The organism is Bradyrhizobium icense (assembly GCF_001693385.1).
Classification (GTDB): Bacteria; Pseudomonadota; Alphaproteobacteria; order Rhizobiales; family Xanthobacteraceae; genus Bradyrhizobium; species Bradyrhizobium icense.
Window position 1 is genome coordinate 3,062,371 of sequence record NZ_CP016428.1, and the last position, 12,201, is coordinate 3,074,571.

Genomic DNA, 12,201 nt, shown 5'->3' on the forward strand with positions numbered 1-12,201 from the left:
TAAATGCTGTACCGTCCGACTGACGATTGCTTGTTAGCGAACAAGATTCTGCGCTAGGCGGCGTATGGCGGCCAAAGAGAGTCGTCGTCGTGTCCGCCAAAGCGGAGCGGCGATCTGGCCTTCAACGTCACGATCGAGTTGGGAGAACGTTTGGGTAGCGCTTTCCCGCTAGCAATCTGATTTTGTATGCCAACCGACGACCTAGAAATTCAGGAACTCCGGTTTTCCACTGAAGCGTCGAGTGATGAGAAAACGAAGCAGGCCAGACATGCGATTGAGCTTCTATCATTGTTCCGCCACCTTGTTTGCCCTCAACGTATTGCTAGTCCTCAATTTGTGTGCGTCGCGTGGCGTGCTGGCACAGTCCCTGACGCCCTTCCGTTATGAGTCGCAGGCGCAACGCCATTGTCCCGGCGATACCGTCGTCTGGCTCGATTTCAGACGTGAGCGATACTACACCAGGGGTCAGAAGCGCTACGCGTTGGGGTTTACCGGCAGTTTTGTGTGCAGAAGTGAGGCTCGAAACAATGGCTACCGGCGCTCGCCATTAGGTCTACGGTAGGCCTGCAGCCGCAAGCCGGACTTGCAATCGCGCTTAATAATCTTCTGCGGGATCACCGCGCGCAAGGCGCTCCGCGCAGTCTTCGCGCCTTATTAATAGGCAATGATGCAGCTTCAGGGCGAGGGGCAAAGGCGGGCGTAGCGCCATCGTTTCATCGCTCCGATCATGGCCAGAACTCACCGCTATGACAGCGGAGACGTCATCTGCAAGCTCAGCTTCGCGGGAGCAGTTAGTAGCCTCCGTGCAAAGAGCGCATAGCGGAGTAGCGACTCAGATCGCGGCACAACCAACTAATGGGCTTGACTTAAATCAAGGTCCAGACCGGCGCTCACGTGTGCGATTTGTCGGCAGAACCCTTATGGGTCAGGTCACATGAACCCGCTATTCAAAGAAATTCGACACAGCCCGCTCCTTTGGATGCTTGTCTTCGTTCCGACTGTGCTTGTTGTCGAAATAATTGCGCCTTCGGCGCATACCTCATTGTTTGTCCTCGCCGTGTTGGCGATTGTGCCTCTTGCTGCCTTACTCAGCCACGCAACCGAGAGTGTGGCCGAGAAAACGGGAGATGCGGTGGGCGGGTTGCTCAACGCGACCTTGGGGAATCTGACGGAGCTGATAATCGCGTTGGCTGCTCTCCGCGCCGGAGAGTATATGCTTGTGAAGGCCTCGATTGCCGGCGCAATCGTCACTAACTCTCTCTTTATGTTGGGTGCGTCGTTCCTGTTAGGCGGGTTGCGTCATCGGGTGCAGGATTACAATCGCGCCAGCGGGCGGCTTCATGCGGCCTTGCTGTTGATGGCCACAATCGCGCTTCTTGCCCCCGCGGCGGTGGCTGATCTGAATTTGGCGCAAGGAGAGGCTGTATCGCAGAAGCTAAGTATCGGCTTGGCGATCTTGCTCATATCGGCATACGCGTTGAGTCTGTTGTTTTCGCTTCGAACGCACAAGGACCTGTTTGTCAGCGCGAATCACGACGGCAAGGATGCGTATGGGGCCTGGCCTACCGGCTTAGCCGTCGGAACCTTGATCATCGTCACCATTCTCGTAGCACTTGTTAGCGAGATTTTCGTCGGATCTGTCCAGAAGGCGGGAGAGACGTTGGGCATGAGCCCGGCCTTCGTCGGGTTTATCGTGGTGGCGCTTGTCGGTGGTGCGGCTGAAATGGCCGTTGCATTCTCTGCGGCGCGGAAGAACCGCCTTGATATGAGCGTCAGCATTGCGCTGGGCAGCGCGTCCCAGATCGCTCTTTTTGTCGCGCCGGTTCTCGTCGTGCTCAGTTACTTCATTGGCCCCAAGCCAATGGATCTGCTGTTTTGGCCGGGCGCAGTTACGATGGTGATGATCGCAACCGTGACGTCTTGCTTCATAACCAACAGCGGACGCTCTGCATGGTTTATCGGCGCGCTGCTGATATTCATCTATGCGATCTTTGCCATGACCCTCTACATCGTTCCTCCGGGCGTGCACGCCCATTGATCAGCAGGCGGGGAAAGGGAGGTCCTCCACGACTTTGTTGCCGCACACCTCCCGAAACATTGCTCACGATGAGGGTGGCTTCGGGCGCCGCTCCAGCCGGAGTCTCTGCGCCCTCATGCGCTTGGTCTCTTCATCAAGCGCATTCATCTCCTCATCGCGACGCGCTGCCTTTGATTTGGGCGAGGCATCGGCCTTACGCAGTCGGTTAAGTGCTTTTTCGACGGAGAGCTTTGTGGTTTCACCCATATTTCTCCTCCTTGTGAACCGGCGCTATTCTTCCATCTGGCAAAAGCTAAGGCGGCCTTGATTCAGGTCGATGGCCTGCAACTCTCATCATCCTGTTTCGTCAGAGCTTCAGTACAAGGTGCAATACCTGCGGATCACTTCCGCGTTGAGCTCGGAAGCCGAATTTCTCAAAGACTTTCCGCATGGCAACGTTCTCGGGCAGGACCTCGGCGATCAATTCCTTCACTCCAGCCCTTCGGGCAATGATCGACAGGTGGCGCATCAACATCGTACCCAGGCCTTGGCTCTGATAATTGTCGATCACGACAAAGGCGATCTCGGCCTGGCCGGGTTGGGTAACGACGTAGCGTCCGCCGCCAATGATGACGCTCCGTCCATCTTCCTCGGCGAGTGCGACGAGGGCGGCGTGATTGACGAAATCGATATTCATGAAGAAGGCGATTTCCGTTTCCGAGAAGCCTCGCTTCACCACAAAGAAGCGACGTTGCAGCGACTGTGTCCCGGTGCGGCCGATAGCCGCTAGCATGTCGTCCTTGTCGTCGGGCTGTAGCGCGCGGATCTTGACCTCGCGGCCGTCGCGCAGGTGTTCGGTAGCAGAGTAGTTCGCCAGGTCCTGCATCCATTTCCTTCCGCTTCTAGCAGTGCCGACGGGTGCTTGAGCGGTATTGACTTAAATCAACGTCTGCCAGGTTTGAGCCGCCTTCTATCTGCTTTCCAGTAGGAGGATCGTACGAATGTCTCTCGAGAAACTGGAACTGCCCGGCGGCGCAATGTCGGGGCTCGTTGCCTCCGCAGTGGAGTATATGGTCGATGCCGGACAGCGCACGGCGCTGTTCCTCGACATCATGCGCCAGCGCGGCGACCAATATCGCGAGCATGTGGCGCAGACGGCGCCGCACGTATTGAGCTATGCCGCGGAACTCATCATAGATGGCCGCAAGCTCGAGCATCCTGTCAACTACGCGCTGGTTAGGATCATCCCGCCCAAGGGCGTAGAGATCGATCTGAAACGCCGGCCCTTCGTCGTGGTCGATCCCCGCGCCGGGCATGGACCGGGCATTGGCGGATTCAAGGCTGACAGTGAGATCGGGGTCGCGATGAAGGCGGGCCATCCCTGCTACTTCATAGGGTTCCTGCCCGAGCCCATGCCCGGCCAGACCATCGAGCGTATCGCGCGGGCCGAGGCCATCTTCATCGAGAAAGTGATCGAGCGACATCCGGAGGCCGACGGCAAGCCGTGCGTGATCGGCAACTGCCAGGCGGGTTGGGCGGTCATGATCCTCGCTTCACTGCGACCCCAACTGTTTGGTCCGCTGATCATCGCTGGCGCGCCGCTCGCCTATTGGGCCGGCGTGCACGGCAAGTATCCGATGCGCTATTCGGGCGGACTGCTCGGGGGAAGCTGGCTGACGGCGTTATCCAGTGATCTCGGCGGCGGAAAGTTCGATGGCGCCTGGCTGGTGCAAAATTTCGAGAGCCAAAATCCGTCCAACACGCTGTGGACCAAGCAGTACAATGTGTACTCCAAGGTCGATTCCGAGGCCGACCGCTATCTCGAATTCGAGCGCTGGTGGGGCGGACACGTCAACCTCAACGCGGAAGAGATTCAATTCATCGTCGATGAACTCTTCATCGGCAACAATCTCGCTGCCGGCCAGGTCAAGATGTCTGACGGTACGGCGGTCGACCTCCGCAACATCCGTTCGCCGATCGTTGTGTTCTGCTCAAAGGGTGACAACATCACCCCGCCGCAGCAGGCGCTGCACTGGATCCTCGACCTCTATGCCAACGTCGACGAGATCAGGGCGTACGGCCAAACCATCGTCTATACGGTGCATGAGACGATCGGTCACCTTGGCATTTTCGTCTCCGGCGGGGTGGCCAAGAAGGAGCACGCGGAATTCTCCAGCAACATCGACCTGATCGATGTTCTGCCGCCCGGCCTCTATGAGGCGACCTTTGAGGCGAGGGGGCCGGAAACGCTCAATGATGAGTTCACGGTGGGGCAGTGGGTTATGCGCTGCGAGGCTCGTACGCTGGACGATATTCGCGCCATGGGCGGCAACTCGCCGGAGGATGAGCGCCGCTTCGAGACTGCCAAGCGCATCTCGGAAATGAATCTCGCGGCGTACCGGAAGTACCTCCAGCCCTGGATCAAGTCGATGGTGACACCGCAGATGGCGGAGCTGATGCGCAATTGGCATCCGCTACGGCTGCAATATGAGATGTTCAGCAGCCAAAATCCCTGGATGAAGATGGTAGAGGGCGCAGCAGAGAGGGCGCGCGAGGATCGCAAATCGGTGACCATGGACAATCCCTTCCTGGTCTTGCAGGAAAAGATATCGAAGCAGATCGTCCGTTCGCTCGACCAATGGCGAGACTCCCAGGAAGCGCTCAGCGAAGCAATGTTCTTGTCCATCTATGGCTCGCCTGCATTGCAGGCCGCCGTCGGGATCGGTCCGAAATCGACACCCTCGCGCCAGCGCGAGATGGACCCGAAGCACCGTGCGTTTCTGGAGGCACGTATCAAGGAATTGAAGTCGAAGATTGGAGCCGGCGGTTTGAGGGAGGCCGCTATCCGGGCGCTGCTCTATGTTGGGTCGGCCCGCGGCATGGTGGACGAACGCAGCCTCGAGGCATTGCGGCGGCTGCGCCAGCAGGACGAGTCGGCGCGGATGACGCTGGCCGAGTTCAAGATGCTGGTGCGGGAGCAGTTCTTCATGCTGCTGCTCGACCGGGAGGCCGCGCTCGCGGCCATCCCAACGCTCCTGCCCGAGAACAAAGGTGAGCGCCGCAAGGCCTTCGCTGCCATTCAGGAAGTGCTCTCGGCGAGTGCGGAAATATCCGGTGAGGTGGCAAATCGCCTGAAGCAAGTGGCAGGGCTGTTCGGGCTTGATGCGGCGGACAGCTCGAACGTCAGGTCATTCGGGAACAGGGCGTCCTAGGATCGCTTGCGTATGGGTGCCCCGGACCGTCTTCTCAACGGGATTTGCCGAACGTTACTCGATAGATCGCCCAGTAGACGGCGCCGACAAAGCCGGCGCCGCCCACGATATTGCCCAGTGTAACCGGCACGAGGTTGTGCAGTATGCCGGAAAGCGTGATGAGCGATGAATCGAAGTCTGCTGGAACCTGACCTGTTTGGACCAGCAACCACGCCAACGGCAGGAAATACATGTTGGCAACGCAGTGCTCGAAGCCGGCGGCTATGAAGGCAGAGATCGGCAGTATGAGGGCAACCATCTTGTCAGTTACCGTGCGGCCCGCATAGGCAAGCCAGAGTGCCGCGCACACGAGGACGTTGCACAGAATGCCTTTGAAGAACAACGCGATCACATCCGGACGGATCTTTCCAGCCGCCGTGTTCAATACCGACGCACCGACGCGGCCATCATTCATGTCGAGATGATGCGAATAAAAGACCAGGACAATGAGCCCAAGCGCCCCAACGAAATTGCCGAAGTAGACGATGGCCCAGTTGCGGAGCATCGTACGCGTGGAAACCTTGCCGCTGGCCCATGCCATCACGATCAGGTTGTTGCCGGTAAACAACTCGGCTCCACCGATAAGAACAAGAGTCAGTCCGAGGGTGAAAACAAGCCCCCCGACGACGCGCACGGTAGCGAAGCTCAACGTCGGATCACTGGCCACGATGGAGTAGTAAAGCGCGCCAAATCCGATGCCGCCGCCGGCCACGATCGCCAGCATGAAGGAGGTCAGAAAAGGCAGATTTGCCTTCTTCACGCCAACCTTTTCCACGGCCTCCTCGATCTCCGCGGGGCTATAGGCCCGCAGGTTGAAGATCGGAACTTGGGGCGCGGACGCCGGTTCGGTCATCCTGGATTTCACGCGACTACGTCCTTCATCCACCCGTGCTGCCTATGGCAAGAAGTCCGATGATCTGCACGGCGATCACCTTCACCAGCGTCATCGATGGAAAGATCATGGCGTAGCCGATGTCAGGCCGCTCGGTCGGCGCCATCTTGGTCGAATAGACGAGAATGGCGGGATTGCCCGTTGCACCTGACGCGATGCCGACGAGGTCATCGTACGGGATGCGCATGAGGTAGTGACCGACCAGCAGCACGATCGCCACCGTGGTAAGGAGGACGGCGGCACCGATGAACAGCATGGTGAAGCCTGATTCGGCGACGGTGCGGACAAAGGGTTGTCCGGCATTGACGCCCACGGTGGCAAGGAACATCGCAAGACCGAAGTTTCGCAGGACGATGTTCGCCGGCAACGGCATGGTCCAGAGCATGGGTCCGGTGCGGCGTAGTTTGCCGAGGATGAGGGCGACGATTAGCGGGCCGCCGCCGATACCAAGAGTCACGACGCCGACTCCCGGAATCGGGATCGGGATCAGGCCGAGGAGGACGCCCATCACCATCCCGAGTCCAAGGGATACGTAGCTAAATTCAGCAGTCGCTTTCACCGTATCGCCGAAGTGCTTGCGAATATCCTCCTTGCGGTCCGGCGGCGTCAGCACGCCGACGCGATCGCCAAATTCCAGCATCAGGTCGGGTGACGGCACCAGGTCGGCATCGTAGCGCCGTACGTGCAGCAGGTGCGTCGGAAAGCCAGAAGGCATCGGCAAACTTGAGAGCGGGATTCCCACCACGCTGGCCTTGCCGACGAAAACGCGGATGTAATCTAGATCGGCACGGTCGCTGGCGAGCCGGCCCGGCTCAAGCTTTCCAAGCTTGGCTGCCGCCCGTGAGATCGCATCCCGGCTTTCGCCGACAACGAGCAGGGCATCACCTGCCGATAGCACCGTATCGCCCGCTGGGACGATGTTCTGGCCCGCCTTGCGAACCATTGTGACCTGGACATAGCTCAGAGCTTGCTTGCTCAATTCGTCGAGCGTGCGTCCGGCGAAGTTGGGGCCAATGGAAATTTCGCCCATGTGAAAGCGCTGGGTTTTGGCCGGGAATTTCGGCTGCACGAGGCGCGTCATGAAATAAATGCAAAGGATCGGACCGATGACGCCAAAGGGATAACCAATCGAGTAACCAATCGAGGGATCCTTCGTCTGGGTGACATCAAGCGCCGCCTGCAGCGTTGCCGTGCTTGTCATCGAACCCGCGTAGAGGCCGAGCGTATGGCCGATCTTGATACCGAAGAGCTGTCCCAACGCCAGCGCGACACCGAGGCCCGCCAGACAGGCGATAAGCGCCAGAAAATTGTATTTTTGCCCGGCGCCGACCATGCCTTCGAAGAACTGCCGGCCGTAGAGAATGCCGATGCCATAGAGGAACATGATAAGCCCGGTCAGCCCGATCGGCCCAATGATCTGGGCTTTCGGCGCGAACGCACCGATGGCCAGGCCCACAAAGAGCACGGCGCCCACACCGAGCGAGAAGCCGCCGATGCTGATCTGCCCCACCAGATAACCCACGCCAATGGCGAGAAATGCCGTCAGGATCGGCTGGCTTCCTATGATGTCGCGGGCTAGGTCCAACATTCTTCTCTCCGGAGCAATCCAGGTCTGTTACCGGGCGTTACAGCCCGCATCGCGAAACTGACCGATGACTCTGTTCACCAGCTCGCGAGAGGGGGGTGGTGTATCGTGGTGCTTGTAGTCGAGGCCCATCGCCTTCCATTTGAATGAACCCATCTGATGGAAGGGCTGCACCTCGACCCATTCGACATTCTTCATGGGGGCGACAAAGCGCGCGATGCCGGCGACGTTTTCCGGGTCGTCGGTGGCGCCGGGCACAAGGGTGAAGCGCACCCAAACGGGCTTGCCAATCGACGCGAGCCGCTGGGCGAAGCGCAGCGTCGGCGCGATGTCCCGCCCCGTTACCCTGCGATAGGTGTCGGGATCGGAGCTTTTGATGTCGAGCAGCACAAGGTCGATGGTATTCAGAAAGGCATCGTCGGCGCGATCGCCGAGGAAACCGGAGGTTTCGATGGCCGTATGCAGGCCCATCGCCTTGGCGCCTGCGAAGATACGCTTGACGAAGGCGAGCTGAACCATCGCTTCGCCGCCCGATATGGTCAGCCCGCCTCCGAGGTCGCGCAGTGACGGAGCGAAGTCACCAAGGCGACGCAGCACCTGTTCGGCCGAAACGTATGTTCCGTCCTTGAGGTGCCACGTGTCCGGGTTGTGGCAATAGGTGCAGCGGAGCAGGCAGCCGGAGACGAACAGCACGACACGCAGGCCCGGACCGTCGTAGCGCGAGGACGTCTCGTAGGAATGGCAGTAGCCGAATGCGCCTTCCTCGTCCTTGAACTTGTCCTCATCGGGCGCGTCGGGCGAAGCGCCCGTGCGCAGGTCGTGACGGCTTCCCGATTCGAGTGCCTGCGGGGTCGACATCGAAGACCCCGGCTCAGATCTGGCCGTGGAAGGTACGGCTGATCACATCTCTCTGCTGCTCCGGTGTCAGTCGAACGAAATTGACGGCATAGCCGGATACGCGGATCGTGAGCTGCGGATATTTGTCCGGATTCTTGATCGCGTCTTCCAAGGTCTCCCTGTCGATCACATTCAGGTTCATGTGGAAGCCGCCACGCCCGAAATAGACATCGAAGGCTTTGGTTGCCTCGTCGATCAGTTGGGCTTCGGAAAGATGTGCTTTCTGCGGGGCGACCGACACGGTGTAGCTGATGCCATCGAGAGAATCCTTGTAGGGAAGTTTTGCCACCGAGAGACATGACGCGAGCCAACCGTGGCTGTCGCGTCCATGCATCGGGTTGGCACCGGGGCCGAACGGCTCGCCCTTGCGGCGGCCATCCGGCGTATTGCCGGTCGCCTTGCCGTAGACGACGTTGGAGGTGATGGTCAGGACACTCTGCGTATGCGTCGCGTTCCTGTAGGTTGGATGCTTGCGGATCTTTGCCATGAACCGCGTTACAAGCTCGGATGCGATCTGATCAACCCTGTCGTCGTTGTTGCCGAATTGCGGCGTCGAGGCGTTGCCCTCGTTCTGGTAATCGACCACGAGCCCGCTTGCGTCGCGAGTTACACGAATCTTGCCGTATTTGATCGCGCTGAGACTATCGGCGACCACCGAAAGTCCGGCGATGCCGAATGCCATGGTGCGCAGTATGTCGCGATCATGGAGCGCCATCTCCAGGCGCTCGTAAAAGTACTTGTCGTGCATGTAGTGAATGCAGTTCATTGCATGCACATACGTCTTGGCGAGCCACTCCATGGTGGTGTCGAACTTTGCCATGACGTCGTCATAGTCGAGGAAGTCGCCGGTGACCGGCATGGTCCGGGGCGCGACCTGGTCGCCGGAGACCTCATCGCGGCCGCCATTGATGGCGTAGAGCAGGGCCTTTGCGAAGTTCACCCGGGCTCCGAAGAACTGCATTTGCTTGCCGAGCCGCATGGCCGAAACGCAACAGGCGATCGCATAATCGTCGCCCCAGTACGGGCGCATCAGATCGTCGTTCTCGTATTGCAGGGATGAGGTGTCCTTGCTGACCTTGACGCAGAAGCGCTTGAAGGCTGGTGGCATGTGATTGGACCACAGCACCGTGATGTTCGGCTCAGGTGCCGGTCCAAGATTGTAAAGGGTATGGAGCATACGGTAGCTGCTCTTCGTCACCAGCGCCCGCCCGTCGAGGTCCATGCCGCCGACGCATTCGGTTGCCCAGTAGGGGTCGCCGCTGAACAGCGCATCGTAGTCGGGTGTGCGGAGGAAGCGCACGATGCGCAGCTTCTGCACTAGCTGGTCCCACAGCTCCTGTGCGCCCGCCTCGTCAAGAGCGCCTTCCTTCAGGTCGCGTTCGATGTAGATGTCGAGGAAGCTCGAGATGCGCCCAATCGACATCGCTGCGCCATTGGCTTCCTTGATCGCTCCGAGGTAGGCGAAGTAGGTCCACTGGAACGCCTCCGCCGCATTCGTTGCGGCCTGGGTGATATCGTAGCCGTAGAGCTTCGCCATCGACGCAAGATCCTGCAGCGCCCTCATTTGTTCCGCGAGTTCTTCGCGCTGGCGGATCACTTCGTCCGTCGGCCACATGTCGTCGATCTGGGCCCGCTCTTGCCGTTTGGCCTCGAGCAGGCGGTCGGTGCCATAAAGTGCGACCCGGCGATAGTCGCCGATGATGCGGCCACGGCCATAAGCGTCGGGAAGGCCGGTGATAATGCCGGACCGCCGGCAGTTCATGATCTCCGGAGTGTAGGCGTCGAATACACCGTCATTGTGTGATTTGCGGTATTTGGTGAAGGCTTCGTGCACCTTTGCATCGGGCTCGAACCCCGCGGCCTTCAGGCCTGCTTCCACCATGCGCAGTCCGCCGAACGGAAAGATTGCCCGCTTGAAGGGTTGGTCCGTCTGAAGGCCGACAATGACCTCGTTGTCGGGGTCGATGTATCCTGCCTGGTGCGCCAGCATGGTTGACGGATTCTGCGCATCCACGGCGAGGACGCCTTTTTTCCTTTCTTCGGCAAAATAGGGCTGCAGCTTTGCCCACACCGCCTTGGTGTGCTGCGAGGGGCCTGCCAGGAATTTCTCGTCCCCGGAATAGGAGGTGACATTTCGGACTATGAAGTCGCGTACGTTGATCGTGGAGGACCAGTCGCCCGGTTGGAACCCCCTCCAGCCATCCGCCTTCGCGTCCTGCTTGAGCGCTGCGCTGCCCTTCATAGCGAATCTCCCTGGCCAAACGATTTGTTGACCTGGCTTTGCATCCGACCTGAAACGGTGCATCGGGCGCGCCAGGCTGTTGGCGCATGGTAGAGACACCGAACCGACGCTCTGCTTGATCTATGTCAAGCTCGGCCAACCTTGGCCTTGCGTCAGCGGAAGCTTTGTGCGGCTTCGCTTGTTGTTTCGCGATTGCGTGTCGCGAGAGTCGGGTTCGTTGACTTATGTCAAGGTCACCGTCAGCACGCGCTTCAATCAATAGCTTGATCGGTCGAACGCCGCGGATCAGGAGTTTCCTTTCGACCAGTCTGCGGGACGTCGAATTTCCTCGGATGGGAGCGCGCCAATGAGTGCCATGCCAGCAGCAGCGAGTGGGACGGGATCAAAGTATGACCGCCTGATTGCGGCGGCGAAAAGCGTCCCTTCCGTTTCAACCATCGTCGTGCACCCCTGCGACGAAAGTTCGCTGCGCGGGGCGATCGAGTCGGCGGAAGCCGGAATCATCAAGGCGATTCTCGTTGGGCCCGCGGCCAAGATCAAAGACGTCGCTGCCAGGCACAACTTGAACATCTCGGGCTACGAGCTCGTCGATACGCCGCCGACGGAGGCCGCTGCGGCCACCCGCGGCGTCGAGCTGATCCATGAAGGCAGGGGCGAGGTGCTGATGAAGGGCAGCCTTCATACCGACGAGATCATGCGCGCTGTCACCGCAAAGGTGGGCGGACTGCGCACTGAGCGGCGGATCAGTCACGTATTCATCATGGATGTGCCGGCCTACACCGATACCGTGTTCGTAACGGACGCTGCGATCAATATCTTCCCGGACCTCGACGCCAAGCGGGACATTATCCAGAACGTCGTCGACCTCTTCAACCAGGCCGGCTTCGGCACGACCCCTCGGGTCGCTATCCTGTCAGCCGTCGAGACTGTCACCTCGAAGATTCCCTCCACCATCGAAGCTGCGGCGCTCTGCAAGATGGCCGATCGCAAGCAGATCACGGGGGCGTTGCTCGACGGGCCGCTCGCCTTTGACAACGCCATTGATATGGAGGCGGCGCGGATCAAGGGCATCAAGTCGGAAGTTGCCGGCCGGGCGCAGATACTGGTCGTGCCTGACCTCGAGTCCGGCAATATGCTGGCAAAGAATCTTTCCTATTTCGCCAAGGCTGACGGCGCCGGCATCGTGCTGGGCGCGCGCGTGCCGGTCGTGCTGACATCACGGGCGGATTCCGCGCGGTCGCGCATGGCTTCCGCTGCCGTGGCGGCCCTCCAAGCCGATGCCCGGCGGCGCAAAGCGCCAATTGCTGCAGCGTGACC

Annotated in this window: 9 protein-coding genes and 1 pseudogene; 4 read left to right on the top strand and 6 right to left on the bottom strand. The window is 59.7% G+C overall.

Annotation, left to right across the window (positions count from 1 at the left end; all coding sequences use genetic code 11):
- Window positions 1-358: 358 nt before the first annotated feature.
- Window positions 359-562: pseudogene (locus LMTR13_RS42480) on the top strand (hypothetical protein); the annotation flags it as partial.
- Between the two features lie 372 nt (window positions 563-934).
- The gene (gene cax / locus LMTR13_RS14285; RefSeq protein ID WP_065728431.1) at window positions 935-2,038 is read left to right on the top strand and encodes a calcium/proton exchanger; all 1,104 of its coding nucleotides are present in this window, start codon (window positions 935-937) and stop codon (window positions 2,036-2,038) included.
- A gap of 63 nt (window positions 2,039-2,101) precedes the next feature.
- Here the strand turns inward: cax and LMTR13_RS39250 are convergent, their stop codons facing one another.
- Both LMTR13_RS39250 and LMTR13_RS14290 read right to left on the bottom strand, forming a co-directional pair.
- Complete coding sequence (locus LMTR13_RS39250; protein ID WP_083219042.1) at window positions 2,102-2,284, bottom strand: hypothetical protein; 183 nt, start codon at window positions 2,282-2,284, stop codon at window positions 2,102-2,104.
- Between the two features lie 100 nt (window positions 2,285-2,384).
- Window positions 2,385-2,903 (bottom strand): GNAT family N-acetyltransferase, encoded by a 519-nt coding sequence (locus tag LMTR13_RS14290; RefSeq protein ID WP_065728432.1) that lies wholly within the window; start codon window positions 2,901-2,903, stop codon window positions 2,385-2,387.
- Window positions 2,904-3,018: 115 nt separating this feature from the next.
- Between LMTR13_RS14290 and LMTR13_RS14295 the strand changes: the two genes are divergently transcribed.
- Window positions 3,019-5,229 carry a DUF3141 domain-containing protein gene (locus tag LMTR13_RS14295; protein ID WP_065728433.1) on the top strand — a complete coding sequence of 737 codons (2,211 nt, stop codon included), beginning with the start codon at window positions 3,019-3,021 and terminating at the stop codon, window positions 5,227-5,229.
- Between the two features lie 34 nt (window positions 5,230-5,263).
- On the opposite strand, the gene LMTR13_RS14300 is transcribed toward LMTR13_RS14295, so the two are convergent.
- The 4 genes from LMTR13_RS14300 to pflB are packed head-to-tail and all read right to left on the bottom strand — an operon-like array spanning window position 5,264 to window position 10,884.
- Window positions 5,264-6,121: a formate/nitrite transporter family protein gene (locus LMTR13_RS14300; protein ID WP_065728434.1), complete on the bottom strand. Its 858-nt coding sequence runs from the start codon at window positions 6,119-6,121 to the stop codon at window positions 5,264-5,266.
- 25 nt (window positions 6,122-6,146) lie between these two features.
- On the bottom strand, window positions 6,147-7,748 hold the full coding sequence (locus LMTR13_RS14305) for an aspartate:alanine exchanger family transporter (protein WP_065728435.1): 1,602 nt from the start codon (window positions 7,746-7,748) through the stop codon (window positions 6,147-6,149).
- A gap of 27 nt (window positions 7,749-7,775) precedes the next feature.
- Complete coding sequence (gene pflA / locus LMTR13_RS14310; RefSeq protein ID WP_065728436.1) at window positions 7,776-8,603, bottom strand: pyruvate formate-lyase-activating protein; 828 nt, start codon at window positions 8,601-8,603, stop codon at window positions 7,776-7,778.
- 13 nt (window positions 8,604-8,616) lie between these two features.
- Window positions 8,617-10,884, bottom strand: coding sequence for a formate C-acetyltransferase (gene pflB, locus LMTR13_RS14315; protein ID WP_065728437.1), 2,268 nt, complete (start codon window positions 10,882-10,884; stop codon window positions 8,617-8,619).
- 346 nt (window positions 10,885-11,230) lie between these two features.
- Between pflB and LMTR13_RS14320 the strand changes: the two genes are divergently transcribed.
- Entirely contained in the window at window positions 11,231-12,199 is a 969-nt protein-coding gene (locus LMTR13_RS14320; RefSeq protein ID WP_065728438.1) for a phosphate acetyltransferase, read from the top strand.
- Window positions 12,200-12,201: the final 2 nt, after the last annotated feature.